This is a genomic window from Halobacterium noricense (assembly GCF_021233435.1).
Lineage (GTDB): Archaea > Halobacteriota > Halobacteria > Halobacteriales > Halobacteriaceae > Halobacterium > Halobacterium noricense.
Genome location: NZ_CP089469.1, coordinates 258855 through 273909, shown reverse-complemented (window position 1 = coordinate 273909; position 15055 = coordinate 258855). Strand labels below are relative to the sequence as shown.

Sequence of the window (15055 nt, the reverse complement as noted above, 5' to 3'; positions counted from 1 at the left end):
ATTACAGTTTACAGCGAACCAGTAAAGAGTGTTGGGGTCACTCTGCCGGCGTCACGACGAGATGCTCCTCGAGGTCGCGCGTGCAGTACGTCGCGAGGCCACCCGGACTACAGCGGGCGCAGAGCTGCAACGGGCCTTCTAGGTGCCCGAGTTCGACCCGGAACCGGGTGAGTGCTGCGAGCGTGTCGACGACTAGCCCACAGCCGTCACAGGCGACGTGATCGCGCTCGTCGGGATCCGGCTCCGTCTGGATCGCGCAGTCGACGCAGATTGGGTGGGTGACCCGTTCGTCCTCCCCCCAGGTGTGGGCCTCGCCAGTCTCGGTACCGGGGGGCGCGTCGCAGAACGCACAGCCGACGAGGGTCTGCTGCATCACTCGCCCTCCGCGTCGGCGTCGAGTGCAGCCGTCCAGCCACGATGGAAGACGGCCAGCTGCGTCGTCGAGTCGAACGCGGTGCCGCTCGGTTCGTGAACCAGAACGTGGTCTTCAGGAACCGGAGTGACGACGTCCGCGTCGACGAGGTCGCTGACCAGGCGCTGGGCCGTCGTGTCGTCGACGTCCGCCGTGTCGACGCTGGTGGCGTCGCGGTCCTGGGCGAGCTGTTCCTTCTCGAACCGTTCGTAGTCGCGGCTCGTGTCGTCGTGCGGACCGGGACCAGGCATGGTGAGTCACGCAGCGCACGCTATTGCGCGCTGCACGCCTCCTGGCGCAGATAAACAGTCAGGGCCGACAGTATCAGTCCGGTCGCGGGTCTCGATAGCCGATGACGGCGACGTCGTCGATGAACAGGACGCCCTTCATGAAGTCGAGCTTGGTCAGACTGTGCTGGTACAGGTTATGCCGACCCAGGTAGTTTACTGGCACCACCAGACAGCCGAACTCGATCTTTGGCCGACCGTCCTTCTGGGTGCGGTACCCCTTCTGGAACTTGAGGAGGTCGTCGCTGACGTTCTTCCGCTCGCTCTTCTCGACCTCGATGGCGATGCGGGCGTCTGCGTCGTAGAGATCGACGCTGTAGTTAAACCCCTGATGCGCCCAGAGCTTACAGTTCGGGTTGTAGCCGCTGCCGGCGTCCCCTTCGTACTCGTACTGCGAGAGCTTGTCGGCGATCGCGGCATCGAAGCCGCCGACCTCTGTGTGCTTGGTCGAGCCGTCGAAGACGCTTGCTGGGGCGGCCTCGACGGCTTCCCGAATCGACGCCAACGAATCATCCGGAAACACCTCGGACGAGGTTTGGGTACGGCGCTCGCTCAGTTTGGTGACCTTCTCGACGACGACCATACTCGCTCTCGACGAACAGTGCCCCGATAAAACCCGTCGCGACCGCCGTTCGAGTCGCCCGGCCGCCAGGATGCACTCACTCGAGGAGTCGGGCGGTGGGTGGGGGCGAGGGAGTGGATCCAGCCCCAGAGTTAACCAACACTGTGTTGGTATCGGTCCGGTATGTTGGTTAAGACTAGCTGCTACGACGTTCGGAGCTCTCGAACTGGCTTCACGACGAAGGTGTCTGGCTCGCTGGTTGCTTCTTCACCTGATCGCTCCGCCGACGTCGAGGGCGACTGCGTGAGCTGAGTGATGAGCTCGTCGCGAACGGTTCGTCGAGGGACGGTGGTCTCGTGCCAGCCCAGTCGGTCGTCGAAGCGCCGTTTCTGGAACTGCTCGCCGACGTCGTCGGCGGCGACGTACTGCGTCCGCGTCGACCGCCCGACCTGCCGGGAGATGAAGACGGCGCCCACGGCCTCGTGCGTGAGTTCGACGAGGGCACACTCCACAAGGGCGACGACCGACGCGTGATCCCGGTCGGTCGGAACCGCCATCTCGAGGTCCGCCCACGGCGCCTCATCGTCGGGGGTAGTTCCTGCGTGATCCGCTGCTCGTGTCTTCCTGCGTTGTTCCGAAGCCATCGTCTATCGGGGGCACGTGATGCGCCCCGCCACCCCTCGCGGGGACGACAGACACCACCGAAACGCCCTCCGTCAACCTATGCGTTAATTCTGATACTTCCGTAGTTCCGCTACCCCTGTGACGGCCCCTCGGCCTGAGAGAGCCGGCGGCCTTCGCACATTGCATATCGCCTCTTTCTTTGGACGAAAACCGCGATATGCAAGCCGAAATGACGGACTTAAATTGCAGTAGAACCTCGTCGGGCCGATTTGAGAGCGTAGAAAGTACCTTGACGAGTTCCGAGATAATGCTGTGATTTCAGAAATTGCTCGACGGCGGGGTAAGGAACGTGATTTCGGTCGTATCTGGATTCCTTTGGGTCGCTGATTCACCTATTCTGCGTCCCTCGAGTTCCTCCATCTCGTCACTTCGAATCATTGGAAACCCGATACCCTCGATTTTGGTCGTATTAACCCCTGAAACAGCTCGACGAGGATTCAGATAGATCTGGCTCTGTTTAATCCTTCTTCATCTGATATGTTCCAACAGCCATGATGAATAGGGAGAAGAATCGGTCCCCGACGAAAATCATGATTGGGGCCGCTCAAATCTGTAGAGACTGAAGATGCCTGTCGAACTTCACTTTCAGTCCGAGGCCACCATCTTTGACTATCCCTGTTGAATACTATACTAACAACAGCTCTCACCAGCAGGTATCGAACTTCCGAAGTAGTATCACAAAACCTATCCGCACCATAGCGGGAACACTCTAATCATGACTCCTCCCACGCCGGGCTCAAACGACCCATATAGTGAGGAGGAACCCTATGCAGACGCGCTTCTACGCGGTATTGAACTTGCGGTAGAGGACGTGTTCGACGACCCTGGTCGAAACATCACGCGTACGGAGCAAGAGAAGCTGTGCTACTTCGCAATTAAAGAGTTCGACCTCCCGGTCACCTATAGCTGGTACCTTGCCGGTGCATACACGAAGGTTGCCGGCGAGCCCGACAATGCCCCGGGACGGATGACCACCAACACGGGTGGGATTCGACGTGATCACGGTGAAACTGAGGAAGTGCAACAGTATCGGGACTACTTCGGGTCCGAGGTTTTCTTTGACGATTATGATCTGCGGAAAGTTTGGTATACCGGGAAATTCGACTTCCTCCGCGACTTCTACCAGGAATGCGCTCCCGACGAGTACACCGATCTGTATCTCACGTCGACGGATATTCGGGAGCACCTCGAAACCCTAGATGAGACGATTGAACAGGAAACAACGAACCATTCGCTGTCGGATTTCGGCGGAGGCTCACAAGAGGGGTTGCTGTCTGAAGCGGACGAGCAAGAGTTCCGATTGCTCATCTCTGACCTCCATCTCGAGCTTGCGGAAATCGACGAGCTGTCCGAGATAGTGGACTTAGTCACTCGTGGAACAGATGTTATTGAGCAGGTGTTTGCGCAACTCACGACTCTCGAGTCAATATCGAACGGGCAAGAAACTGTGTTACAGGATCTCGCGCCGTACTTCTACTATGATGTCTGGCGGTACCCGGCATTGTACATTTCTACGCAAACTGCGGAGGGTCCGAATCGACACCACTTGATCGAGGAGCACGCAGACCGGTTTACGAGCTTCCACGAAGACCTTCTATCGCGACGGAATCGGCTGAGTGAGCGATGTGCTGATGCGGATTTGTACCCGCGCGCTGGCCATCACTCCCAGAGAGTTGACGAAGAACAGATGGCGCATCTGCACGAGATGGCAAGAGAGGTTCTGGAGGGTACTGAATGAGCGAAGCCGCCCGACTCAACTTGGATACATCGGTGATGGTGAATTACGTCTATTCACAGCTTCCGGGCGACCTCGAGGAGGACCGCGGCTGTCAGCGACTCATTGATGGTGAGTCGTTCTATATCGTGATCGGTGGAAAGGCCAACGACGAGTTCGATGCGCTCTGTGAACGCCGGTACAACCTCTACGATGACGTAATTGCCTACCTCCGCGATACTGACAACGAGATTTTCGACTACGAGCCGCGTGATCGGGATATCCACGTCAGTCCGAACGACCGGAGTCACTTTCGGGACGATATCCAGATGAGCTGGTACGATATGGATAAGCGAGAGCAGCTGTCGACGCTACGTCGCTGTCTTCAGGATATAGAACTGTATCAGGTACAGCTTCCGGATGAATTGATTGACCGGTGTTTCCCGCAGCAGAGCAACGATCAATTGTTACGCCGGTTCAGAAGTGATCTCGATATTGGCCACGATTGTGAGATTCTAGTCGATGCAGTCGAGATCTCTCGCCAGCATTCGGTATCGACACTTGTTGCTGTGGATTCGCACCTTACCAACAGAGAGCATATCGAAGTCGTGTATGAAATCATCGAGGATGTACTCGGTGTCTCGGGATTACTACGGATCTCGGAACCTGTGGGTGTTAGCGCTGCTAGCAGTGATTGAAATTTTGTAGATGGCGGAAGGGCAACGAAACCTCTTCAACTCTCCTCGAAAACTGAGGAAAATCGGTCACTCAGAATTGCTCAGCAGGACCGGCAGATTCCTCCTCGACCTGCTCGTACATCTCATCCGGGAACGGGAGGCTGCCCCAGATCGAGTAGGGACACTGGTCCTGGCCGATACAGTAGCGCTGTAGATCGTCGTTATCGCAGTTCATCGGCAACGGGGTGTCGCCGTCGATCGTGTTCGAGAACTCGTAACGGACCTGGTACTCGGTTTCCTGCTCGTCGTACCACGGCCACCGAGAGAAGACGTCCTTGAGATCCGTGACGATTTCGTCGAGGCTGCTGTCCTGATACTGTGGCAGCCACATCACCATCCGCGCGAAGTTGTAGAGGTCCTTCCGGACGGGCTTCTTCTCGTGTAGCCGCTCCTCCATATTCGCCATACAGGGAAGTTCGAAGAGGTCCTCGATCTCCCGGACCTCGATCTGTTCGGCGCCGGTTCCAGCTCGCCCGATTCGGTACGTATTGACGCGCCCGTCGCGATCGATCGTGACGGCCGAGTGTGACTCGTGGTCGGCCAGCGTCTTCGCGAGACTGCTTGGACTCGAGATCCAGTCCGTTACAGAGGATTCCCACTCGTCCTCGGAGTCGTACGCCGTAACCGCTCGATAGAGCTCCTTCGCCGTGTGGAACTCACCCTTTTGCGCCACGTCATCGGGCGCGTCACTCAGAGCTCGTCGGAGGACGCGGATCGTCCGTTCCCCACGGTCCCAGTTCCGCCAGATGCGCTCGTGGTGGCCGGTCTCGAGGAAGCGGTCGATCCGCTCCGTGATCGCCGACTCGTTCGTGGTCAGCCACGTCAGCTGGTCGTCGGAGAGCCCGTCTTCTTGCACCCGCAGGAGCTTCTTGAACGCCCGCTCAGCGTAGTTCCGATACTTGCTGTCGAAATCACCGACCGGGACGTACAGCTTGTTGTCTTTCACTCGCGTCAGTATCTCCCCACTATCGTCACTCCCCGTCGACGCCTCGTCCTCCCGAACAAGGCATTTGCGTGACGCCGCAGCCATCGGGATTTCGAGGTAGAGGCCATCCCCGAACTCCGGCATCTCCGTGATGCCTGTACAGACCCGACCCGGATGCGGGCCCTCCTCACCTGGCTCCTTGCTGTACAGTACGTCGGCGATGTCCTGCTGGAGCGACCCATCTCCGTGGGCGCGGATGAGGGAGGCGAGATTGTTGACGTACAGCTCTCGAATGTCGTAGAGCACCTGGATGTTCCGTGGCGACACGTGCTCGAACTTCGGGTGCGCTTTCACACAGATCGCACTCAACGTCGCGAGCACGGCGAGCGTCCCCGGCTCGTCGACAAACGGCTCCTCGGCGGCGTCGGCACGAACCTGCTCTTTGAACGCTGCCGTCCCGAACCGCTCGACGTCGTTCACGAGGTCCTCGGGTTGGTCCTCGCCGTCGACGACGTATCGGTTGTAGCCACGCGTAAACAGTTGGTTGATGCGGGTCTCACCGTACTCCAGCGGGAGTGCCGTAACCCGATACGCCATGTCCTCGTCGTCGGTGGGGGTACTCGGACTCATTCGTCGATCACCTCGGGTATCGCCGACCGAACGTCGAACGCCGGGCTCTCGATTGGTTGAACGATGCTACAGACGTCGGCGTGCAGCGAGTAGGGCAGCCGAGCGACACGCCGGCGGTCGGCCGTCACGACGGGGTCGATCGGGATGTCGTACGTCTCGAGGAGGAGGTCGTTCAACACCTCGCGACTCTGCTCGTCGTATCGGTGCGCCGGGTCGGTATCCAGCAGGTAGACGTGGACTCCCTGCCCGCTGTAGACGACCATCGTCTCCTCGGCGTCGAAATCGTCCTCGAAGATGTCGCGCACTTCGAACCCGTACTCGATGGCGCGGTCGACGTCTTCGAAGGCGTACGGATGCCCCTCGGGAGCGGCGTCGAGGATACCCGCAGCGTCGAGGAGCGCATCGTCGTCCCGATCGTCGCCGTCCGCCGAGACCATCTCGTCCGCTCGGTTTCGGGCGATCTCTTTCGCGTCGATGTCGACGAGGAGGACCCAGGGTCGTTCCCAGTGATCTAGCGCGTAGTAGACGGCGTCGGGCCGTGGGTCCGGTTTCTCCAGCACCTCCGGATCAGCAAGCGCGAACTTGCTCCGCCCCAGCGGGTCGTTGCGAGCTGGGTGTCGAATGAACTCGACGACATCCTCGAAGTCGTTGAACTCGGGCGTCGTTCGGTCCCCCGACGGATCTGTCTGCCACGTATCCCGCCGGATGAAGTCCTTGGCCGGCACCTCGTCTTTGCGAACCGGGTGGGACTCTCGGAAGGCGATGGCGTACTGTTTCGGGCCGGTCGCCGTGATGAATTCCGGCAGGTCGTCCAGATAGCGGGGGAACTCCTCAGTGTAGTAGGCGTAAATCTCCTCGCGGGTCGCCTGTCGCCAGGTCATTGGTTGAGTTCTCGATCGAGATTTTTGAAGCCCCGAACGGTGGTCAGCCCCGAAGCATCGAACTCGTCGACGGCGTCTCTGATGGTCGCGAACGACCGTGCATCCCGCCCGCTGACCCGCTCGTCGACCCGATCCGCGTCGGCAAGGCTATCTAGGACGTCGAGCGCCGTCTCGCGATTGTTGAAGGCCCAGATCGCGTCGGCGTCCACCGCGCTGAGTTTGTCGTAATCCTCGACCGGGGCGTGCCGATTGTTACTCGCGAGCTCTGCTTCGCCGGTCCAGACGAGATCGCCGTCCTCGTCGAAGCCGGCCACGTCCAGTACCGTGCCGTCGTCGGTTTCGTAGTACGGGTCCACGCGAACGACGTCATCCCGCTGCTGGAGCCAGAGCTCGAGGAGCCGGACGCCAACCTTGTGTGGCGTTTTCTCGCCGAGATCGCCCGCTCCTGGCCCCGCCTTCAATTCTCTCCCGAGGAGGTCTCGACCGTCCGGGAGAACGGTGTAGTACTTGCGCCCGGCCGCGGAGTCCGCTTCCAAGAGGTCCTGTTCCGTGAGCTGCTCCATATGGAGGTCGTCGTATTCGTCCCGAAGCTGGCTCATCCTGTCCAGCAGCGTGTACTCATCGTCCTCTCTGTTCATCACGTCGAGGACCCGATTCAGGAACCGGACGTCGTCACGGCTGAGCCCGCGTTGTCGGAGTTCGTCATCGGGGACGGGCACGTTACTTTCCTGGACGGGCGTTGCCCCGTTCTCCGGCTCCGATGTTTGGTCACCAGTTGACTCCTCGTCCGTCTCGGTGGCCTGCCCGAACAGGGGACTCATCTTTGACTCGTCTGCATCTGGGTCGCTGTCCGTCTCGGGCTGCGTAGTCGACGTCGACGCGTCCTCGGTCGTCGATTCGCTGATGAACGCGGATTGCGTCGGGTCCGTTCCTGAGTCGGCGTCGGCAGCCGAGCCTGTCGTTTCGGCACCCGAACTCCCCCAGCTAGACTCTTCCGGAGCAGTGTTCGACTCAGTCGGCTCTGTTAGCCCGTACTGGGCCTGTGTCCGCTCGACCATCCGTGGCCGGGACACGGACTCGAAATGGGCTTCCTGGGGTTCTGTGAGCGGCTGGTCGCTTTCTGGATGCCCCGGCGCAATCGGGAGCGGTTTCAGTGAAAACGGCGGCGGACCAGTCTCCCCGAACGACGGGCTCGGGAGTTGTGCAATCCACTCGCCACTTGGGAGCGTGTTGATTCGGTTGCGGAGTTCGGTTGGAGAGAGGTCCTCGTGGGCAAGCGACTCTGCGAGGTCGCGTTCGATCGAGATGTTGCCGATGAGCTTCGTCTTGATGTTGTTCAGCACCTCGTCATAGGCTCGCTCGTTCCGGTTCCGCACCTGTTCAGGGAACTGCATCACGAGCCCCATACTCAGGCCGAACGACCGGCCCTGCGGCAGTAGCTGCTCGGAGACGAGCTTCGTCGACGCGACCGGCGCCGCTTCCTCGATGATGAGATTCGTGAGCTTCTCGTAGTCGGTCTGGCCGTCGCGTCGGCGCACCTGCACGGCGTCCCAGAGGTTGCTCAACAGCAGCAGTGTGATCGCTCGTTGGGCCTCCGGCCGCAGGTCGCCGAGGTCGAAGATGATGGTGGCGTCTTCATCGAGGAACTCGCGGAAGTCGAATCGGTTGTCGACGTACTCGCCGGCGTCGTTCTGCTCGGGGACGTGGCTGAAGATCCGGCGGAGATGCGCGTCCTCTTTGAGCTTGTCGAGGCGGTTTCCGACGGCGTCCATCGACACCTGGAACTGGTGGTTGTCCTTCGCGAAGTGGCGCGTCAGCGATTCCTCGATGTTCTGATTGTCCGCTGAGACCGGGGGAATCGTCTGATCGCGCTGCATCCGGAGGGCGGCGGCGAAGAGGTCGTCCAGCCCGAACACGTCGTTCCCGTACTCCTCGTCGAACAGTGCCTTGATCAGGTAGCTGAGAATCTCGTTCGCGACGAACGCCTGGCCGTACTGCTCGCGACCCATAATCATCCGAAGGATGTCGTGGAAGTGGTCGACCTTGTCTTGAATCGCGTCCTCACGGTTGCGGCCCGCTTCGAGCGCGGGGCGGATGTCGAAGAACGAGAACGCGGGGATGGTCTCCGGGACGCGGAAGTGGTAGACGTCGTCGAGACCACCGAACCGTTCGTAGTGGCAGCGCAGGTAGTTCTCACACATTCCGTCGCCCTTCGGGTCGACGAGGACGACGGGGCCACCCGTCGTCTCGCGAAGCGAGAGCGCGTCGTTGATGATGGCCTTTGATTTCCCGCCACCAGTCGACGCGAACCGCCCGTAATGCGTTGGCAACAGGTCCGGCGGGATCCGGATCGGGTTGGGTCGTGGCTCGCCGTTTTCGTCGAGCGCGTAGCCGATGGCCATCCCGTCCTGGAACTGCTGGATCAGATCCGGATTTGGCCACGGGAGCGGGTTCCGACTCTGCTGTTCGGCTCTGGTCCCCCGCGTCCCTTCGACGGTCAACTGTTCGGAGGAGGGGACGAGGACGAAGTTCGCGAGCTCCGTCCCACAGAGAACCAGCTCGGAGCGGGTCTTCCCCCGGCCCGTCGTCAACTCGCGATTGAGGAGGCGCTGGAGAGCCGCCCGTGCCTTCTTCTCCTTCGTTTTCTCACGGAACCCGCTGTCCCGGAGGCGTTGTCCCTCGACCTCGTAGAACGGTCCATCCAGCGGGTCGAACACCGGGAGGAGCGAGTCCATCCGGCCATCGAGGTCGTCGCGAGTGTCGTCGGTGGGGACGCCGACGGCCCGGATGTTGACCGTGAACGACCGTTTGGCGTTCTTCGCGTCGATGTACTCGATGCGCTTCTCGACGGCCTCGCTGAGCTGCCGGTCGTCCTGGTCGCTCCGTTGCTCCTCGACCTCGAGCAACGACCCGACGACCTCCTGGAAGAACGTATCCCTGCCGTCGACGAGGTCCTCTTTCCGCACCTCCGCATCGGACTGCCAGCTGGCGCGCCGTTGGAAGACGACCTGGAACGCGGTCGGCGCTGTCGCCTCCATCAGGTGGTCGATCAACGACGCCAGCGCCGCGCCCGGTTCGTCGACGGACGAGAGATCGCCGTTCGTTTCCTCTGCCGTGAACGGCGTCAGCGAGGTCATCCAGTCCTGCTTCCGCGACGCGGTGCCACACCACCGGACACCGAGTGGCGAGACAGCGTCTTGTGCCGGGCGAGCCAGAATCGTTCCCGCCGGTGTCATCGTCGGCTTCTCGATGGCCCGTCGCTCTTCCTCGTCGTCTGGAAGTGCATCTGGCGGCGCTAGTTCGAGGGCTGCGTCTCCGACAGTCACGTGATGATCGGGGACGCTCGTGGTTGCCGTACCGCCGTCGACAACGGGATCCGCTTCGGCTGGCTCGGAGTCCCCTGATTCCTCGTCGACGATCTCGTACTGTTCTGCCGGGCCAAACTCGTACTGCAGCCGCCCGGCTTCGTAGTGGTCGACGAATTCCTGCGGTGTGAGCTCGACTGGCTGAATGAGCCGAGCGGCGACGTCGACGTCGACGCGTTCGATGTCGAACGTGGCTGGATAGATGGATCGGAGGCGCTTCTCAAGCGTATCGAGGTGGGCATCGGCCCCGTAGTAGAACTCTACCGGGTCGTCCGGGCCATCACTGATCGCGAGGAACTCGAATCGGGGTGGTGTCTCACTGTGGAGTGGGTTCAGCTTCGCCCCGAGGCCCGACGAGCCGGGCGTGGTCAGTTTGTGGAGGCTGTCGAGGACGCGGGAGATACTCTCCGGGTCAAGCCGCTCGGATGTCGGCGTGATGCGCAGGTACTCAGCCATCGTTGGTCCCCTCCGTTGACCCGCCGTCTGGCTCAGCTTCGACGGCGTCTGATTCCTCGTTCAGTTCGCTCGTTTCGTTCGTTCCGTTCGTTGCTCGATGCTCGAGCTCTTCCTGGAACTCCTCCATCTCGGTATCGACGGCGTCGTCGCCGGCGCCGGGCAGTGAGGACCGGACCTGTGAGGTCGGGTCGAAGTCGATGACCTGCTTCTCCTTGGGCATCGCTTTGACCTGAATGCCGCGCCACTCGCCGTCGACGCCCACGAGGGCCTCGGAGAAGCCGGCGTCCTCGTTGCCCGGCACGGCGTCCTGGACGAACCGCATCTGCGCGTAGTTCAGCCCGAACTCGTCGGCCCACTCCTCGTCCATCCCGTCGAGGCGGTGGAACTGCTTGACCGCACACTGATCCAGAATGGCCTCGGACTCGGCGTGCTCGAAGAACTCGTCGACAGTCTGCGTGACCAGCCGGATCGAGAGGTCGTGGTGCCGGTGGTGGCGGAACACCGTCTCAAGGAACGCCAAGCTCGCGGCGTCCTGCATGATGTAGCGCGCCTCGTCGATGTAGAACACGACCTCCTTCTCCGAGACTTTCGCCCGCTCGTACACCAGCGAGATGAGTAGCTGCATCGTCAGCGCCGTGCTGCTGTCGACGCTGCCCTCCTGCTGGGCGAGGTCGAGGTAGATGACCTTCTCGTCGCGGATATCGAAGTCGGACTCTTGGCCGAGGTTGCCGTGCCGACCGTCGTCCTCGAAGGGGCGGAGCTGGTCAAGGAGCCACGTCGCGTCCTCTTTGATCTTCCCCGCCTCCTCGTCGGACCGGACGACGAACTCCTCGGGGTCGTCGACCATATCCTCGAAGACGTCCATCATATCCTGAATCGTCGGGCTCGGGTTGCCGTGCGTCGAGATGTCGTCGGTGATGCCGTTGCGCTTGTACGCCCGCTTGAGCCCGAGTTCGAGCGTCGTCCGGCGGTCTCCGAGTGAGATGCCCCGTAGCGCGAAGAAGTTGGTGAGGAAGCTCATGGCGTCGTCGAGCTTCTCGTTGAACGGGCTCGCGTCCTCGCCCATCGCCCGCTGGACGTGCTCGGGCGTCTCCCGAATCTCCAAGGGGTTCAAGCCGAGCGTCCCGCCGACCGTGATGCGTTTGGCGTCGAGGGCTTCGGCGACCCCCGCCCAGTTATTCAGTGGCTCGAGGATGATGCCGATACGGTCCTTGCTCTGCTCGATCGACCGGATGAAGTTCTGCTTCGAACTGAACGACTTCCCCGACCCGGTGTCGCCGACGGTGAACATCGCGTAGCCGTTGTCCCGCGCGAACGGGTCGATGACGACCGGGCTCTGGTTGTCCTTGTGGATGCCGAACTCGACGCCGCCTTCCTCGAGGATCGTTGCGTTGTGCGGCGAAGACAGTAACGCACCGACGGCGCCGCCGAGCGCAATCGACGTCCGCCCGAACTCGTTGTCACCGATGGGCGCGGCGGATTGGAGGGCGAGATCCTGCCGACAGATCGCCGTCTTCGGCGTGAGGTTCGCCGGGTCGTCGCGGAGCGCGCTCTTGACTTTCTGGACGGCGTCGCGGAGGGCATCCTTTTCGTCGGCTCGTACCGTGATGAACATCCCCTGGTCGAAGACATTCGCGCCGTTCTCGACGGCCTTGTACGTCGCTGCGGCCTCGTTGGCGCGTTCCTGTAGGTAGGCACTCCGCACGCTCTGTTCGAGGTCAGCGTCCACCTGGAGGTCGTCAGCGATGTCCTGGAGTTCGTTCCGGGCCCGCTCCTGGTTCTTCGGCGTGATGTGGGCCGTCAAATCGAACTGCACGTCCGTCATCTCGAAGAGCTCGGAGAGGTAGCCGTCGTTGGGGTAGTCCGGGTAGTCAGCGATGTACAGCGTCGTCGTCCACTGCTCGCCGACCCGAGCCGCGCGCGTCTCCCACTCGATCGCCGCCGGCGCGGTCACCGTCTTGTGTGACTCAGCGATGTCGTCGAGGAGCTGGCGTTCGGCCGCGCCCTGTTCGATGGTCTCCTCATCCAGGAGGTCTGAGAACTCGACCTCCTCCTCGTCGTCATCAGCGTACCACTCCCAGAGGAGTTTCCCGCCGATCCCGACCAGTACCGCGAGCAGAATGTAGAGAGCCGCACCTTCACCTGAGGTTGGGTTCATGAGCCACTCCGTGAGCTGGCCGACGGCTCCGCTGCCCGTCTGGAGGACGAGGTTACGCATCGTGGGCATCCTCCCGGCGCGAGTGGCCGATAATCGGTTGTTCGCGAACGACACGCGCCGCGTCGTCGTACTCGTGTTCGCGGCCGTTCCAGAAGTCCATATTCAACACGAAGAGTTCGACCGTGCTGAGCCGCCGAGCGGACCAGCCCGACGCCTGCTGGATGAACTCCGACCGCACGTCGTTGACCCGGCTGTCGAGCTTCTCGAACATCTGGGCGCGGCGCTCGACGTCGGTGAGGTCCTCACGGCGGGTCACGAACGTGTTGAACAGGAACCCGATGACGGGGAACTGCGTCAGCTTCTCGGCCGGCGTCCCCTCATCGCGGAAGCGGTCGTAGACCTCTAGTGGGGTGACCTCGACGCCGATGTAGTACCGCACCTGCTGGATGCCCCGTTCGCGCATCTCTTTCGGCCGCGTCTCTCGATACTCTTCGAGGAGTTCCCGGAAGATCGGGTTTTCTTTGACGTCCTCGTCGTTCAGGCGGTCTTCGATGTTCTCGGTGATCTGTTCGACCGGGAACGAGCGGGTCGTCGCGTGGAGTTTGAGCTTCGAGTCCAGTTCCTTGTTGGCGAACTCCTCGCCGGCGTCCTGGAGCTGTGCCCAGTCGTCGGACATCGCGAAGTCCATGTTCCCGGGGTCGATCTCGATGAACGCCTCCATCGTGCCGTCCGCGCGCTGGATCGCGCCAGCGCCCGGCCACGCCCGTTCGATGTTCGTGAGGTCCTGCGTCCGCTCGTCGGGCTTGAACGGCGTGTAGTTCGCGAGCCCGCCCTCGTTGCGCTCTGTCTCGTTGGTACTACTGTCGGCCTCCTCCGGGGCGCTGAACGTGATATGGGGGCGCTTGACGTAGCGATAGACGTCTTTCGTCCACGTCCACGCGTTGAGGTGGTCGGGCGAGACGTAGACGATCGCGACGCCGAACCCGAAGCCACCTGCGACGAACGGCAGGGCGAGTGATTCGATGCCGGTGAGGCCGGCGATGAACAGGCCGACGATCGGGAAGGCGATCAGGACGCCGACGTCGCCTTCCTCGATGTTGAGGTAGGGGATGCGACTCTCCTCACCGAACTGGTCCATGATGCGCCGTGCGGCTGCGTCTTCGTCGATGGACATGGATTGTTAGTAACCTCCAGGGTCGTTCTCGGTCCGCCGGTAGGACGGCGTCCCGCCGTCTTCGTCGCTGTTCGCGCCACGGGCTGCAGCTTTCTGCGCCACAGCGTGTCCCGCTGCGGCCTTCGGTCCCCATCGGGCCGCGGTCGTCGCGACGCCGGCGCCGCCGATGTAGGCTCCAGCGGCGACACCGCCGATGAGGGCCGCTCCTTTCGTCGCACCACCGAGAACCTTCGCCGTGAGTGGGGTCGCGTATTTGAACGTCTTCCACGTGACATAGAGCGCGACGAGAGGAAGTGAAGACGCGACGAGGTACTTGAGGAACGCTGTTCCCGGCGTCAACGTCCCTCCAGAGTAGAGTAGGTCGTATCCTTTGAGGACTATCGCCGCAGGCAGGGGTAGGATGGCCAATGGGACGAACCGTTTGCTGAACCCCATCGCGACATCAGAGAGGACAGGGATATTGCCGTACGCAACGGCGAACGCTATGGGCATCCCGTACAGGTAGACGTAGAGGAGAATCTGCCGTATGTAGAACAGCGCCTCCAGTGCCCACATCGAAATTCCTCCGATAAGAGCAAAGAGAAGACCAAGACCGGGATTGGTAATCGACCCCGTTATGAACTGCAGCATAGCAGAGGCCAGCGAGGACAGCTCCGGCATCAGCGCTATTGTGAACCCGTCGACAAGGTAGAGTGCGAGCGCTCCGATCCAGTACCACGTAATGATCAGGAACGCACCGACCCAGGCAGTCTTCTTGGTCTTCCGAGCCTCGTACGCACTCCCGATATTGAAGATGCGGATGGTGTGTCGTCCCTGAACGCTCATCACGAGTAGCAGCAGAGAAATCAACATGATCTCGCCACCGATGAGCCCTTCCTGAATTGCTGGCCAAGGGGCGTTACTTGGTTCTCCGAAAATGAACGTCCCGTCAGTCTGGGGAGTCGGAGTGCCAAACATCTCTTCGGTCAGCGTCTGATACCCCGACCGAAGCCCGTCCATGAACAGACCGATGAACCAATCGACGACGCCTTTGAAGCCCTCGAGAACGACGTCTATCAGGTCCACCATCG

Annotated in this window: 12 protein-coding genes; 2 read left to right on the top strand and 10 right to left on the bottom strand. The window is 61.4% G+C overall.

Annotated features, from left to right (window positions below; all coding sequences use genetic code 11):
• Positions 1-37 precede the first annotated feature (37 nt).
• The 4 genes from LT974_RS16940 to LT974_RS16925 form a co-directional block, all read right to left on the bottom strand.
• Positions 38-373, bottom strand: a complete 336-nt coding sequence (locus LT974_RS16940) for a DUF7558 family protein (protein ID WP_232590419.1) — start codon at positions 371-373, stop codon at positions 38-40.
• A complete protein-coding gene (locus tag LT974_RS16935) occupies positions 373-663 on the bottom strand; it encodes a hypothetical protein (RefSeq protein WP_232590418.1) in 291 nt (96 codons plus the stop codon). The genes LT974_RS16940 and LT974_RS16935 overlap by 1 nt, the downstream gene beginning before the upstream one ends.
• 73 nt (positions 664-736) lie before the next feature.
• Positions 737-1282, bottom strand: a complete 546-nt coding sequence (locus tag LT974_RS16930) for a hypothetical protein (RefSeq protein WP_232590417.1) — start codon at positions 1280-1282, stop codon at positions 737-739.
• Positions 1283-1464: 182 nt separating this feature from the next.
• Complete coding sequence (locus LT974_RS16925; protein ID WP_232590416.1) at positions 1465-1905, bottom strand: hypothetical protein; 441 nt, start codon at positions 1903-1905, stop codon at positions 1465-1467.
• 755 nt (positions 1906-2660) lie between these two features.
• Here LT974_RS16925 and LT974_RS16920 point away from each other — a divergent pair.
• Together LT974_RS16920 and LT974_RS16915 are read left to right on the top strand one after the other, a co-directional pair.
• Positions 2661-3683, top strand: a complete 1023-nt coding sequence (locus LT974_RS16920) for a hypothetical protein (RefSeq protein ID WP_232590415.1) — start codon at positions 2661-2663, stop codon at positions 3681-3683.
• Positions 3680-4357, top strand: coding sequence for a hypothetical protein (locus LT974_RS16915; RefSeq protein ID WP_232590414.1), 678 nt, complete (start codon positions 3680-3682; stop codon positions 4355-4357). Before LT974_RS16920 ends, LT974_RS16915 begins: the two co-directional genes overlap by 4 nt.
• Before the next feature lie 70 nt (positions 4358-4427).
• Here LT974_RS16915 and LT974_RS16910 read toward each other — a convergent pair whose 3' ends face one another.
• The 6 genes from LT974_RS16910 to LT974_RS16885 are packed head-to-tail and all read right to left on the bottom strand — an operon-like array spanning position 4428 to position 15053.
• Complete coding sequence (locus LT974_RS16910) at positions 4428-5951, bottom strand: primase-associated protein (protein ID WP_232590413.1); 1524 nt, start codon at positions 5949-5951, stop codon at positions 4428-4430.
• On the bottom strand, positions 5948-6832 hold the full coding sequence (locus tag LT974_RS16905) for a bifunctional DNA primase/polymerase (protein WP_232590410.1): 885 nt from the start codon (positions 6830-6832) through the stop codon (positions 5948-5950). The genes LT974_RS16910 and LT974_RS16905 overlap by 4 nt, the downstream gene beginning before the upstream one ends.
• Positions 6829-10653: an ATP-binding protein gene (locus LT974_RS16900; RefSeq protein WP_232590407.1), complete on the bottom strand. Its 3825-nt coding sequence runs from the start codon at positions 10651-10653 to the stop codon at positions 6829-6831. Before LT974_RS16900 ends, LT974_RS16905 begins: the two co-directional genes overlap by 4 nt.
• The gene (locus LT974_RS16895) at positions 10646-12880 is read right to left on the bottom strand and encodes a VirB4 family type IV secretion system protein (RefSeq protein WP_232590404.1); all 2235 of its coding nucleotides are present in this window, start codon (positions 12878-12880) and stop codon (positions 10646-10648) included. Before LT974_RS16895 ends, LT974_RS16900 begins: the two co-directional genes overlap by 8 nt.
• Entirely contained in the window at positions 12864-13985 is a 1122-nt protein-coding gene (locus tag LT974_RS16890; protein WP_232590402.1) for a hypothetical protein, read from the bottom strand. The genes LT974_RS16895 and LT974_RS16890 overlap by 17 nt, the downstream gene beginning before the upstream one ends.
• Before the next feature lie 6 nt (positions 13986-13991).
• Positions 13992-15053, bottom strand: coding sequence for a hypothetical protein (locus LT974_RS16885; protein WP_232590400.1), 1062 nt, complete (start codon positions 15051-15053; stop codon positions 13992-13994).
• Between the last annotated feature and the right edge of the window lie 2 nt (positions 15054-15055).

Bases quoted from the DNA above. Each gene is read 5' to 3' on its own strand.
- LT974_RS16885 (WP_232590400.1), bottom strand. From the start codon at position 15,053: ATGGTGGACCTGATAGACGTCGTTCTCGAGGGCTTCAAAGGCGTCGTC.
- LT974_RS16900 (WP_232590407.1), bottom strand. From the start codon at position 10,653: ATGGCTGAGTACCTGCGCATCACGCCGACATCCGAGCGGCTTGACCCG.
- LT974_RS16895 (WP_232590404.1), bottom strand. From the start codon at position 12,880: ATGCCCACGATGCGTAACCTCGTCCTCCAGACGGGCAGCGGAGCCGTC.
- LT974_RS16890 (WP_232590402.1), bottom strand. From the start codon at position 13,985: ATGTCCATCGACGAAGACGCAGCCGCACGGCGCATCATGGACCAGTTC.
- LT974_RS16925 (WP_232590416.1), bottom strand. From the start codon at position 1,905: ATGGCTTCGGAACAACGCAGGAAGACACGAGCAGCGGATCACGCAGGA.
- LT974_RS16915 (WP_232590414.1), top strand. From the start codon at position 3,680: ATGAGCGAAGCCGCCCGACTCAACTTGGATACATCGGTGATGGTGAAT.
- LT974_RS16905 (WP_232590410.1), bottom strand. From the start codon at position 6,832: ATGACCTGGCGACAGGCGACCCGCGAGGAGATTTACGCCTACTACACT.
- LT974_RS16920 (WP_232590415.1), top strand. From the start codon at position 2,661: ATGACTCCTCCCACGCCGGGCTCAAACGACCCATATAGTGAGGAGGAA.
- LT974_RS16935 (WP_232590418.1), bottom strand. From the start codon at position 663: ATGCCTGGTCCCGGTCCGCACGACGACACGAGCCGCGACTACGAACGG.
- LT974_RS16910 (WP_232590413.1), bottom strand. From the start codon at position 5,951: ATGAGTCCGAGTACCCCCACCGACGACGAGGACATGGCGTATCGGGTT.
- LT974_RS16940 (WP_232590419.1), bottom strand. From the start codon at position 373: ATGCAGCAGACCCTCGTCGGCTGTGCGTTCTGCGACGCGCCCCCCGGT.
- LT974_RS16930 (WP_232590417.1), bottom strand. From the start codon at position 1,282: ATGGTCGTCGTCGAGAAGGTCACCAAACTGAGCGAGCGCCGTACCCAA.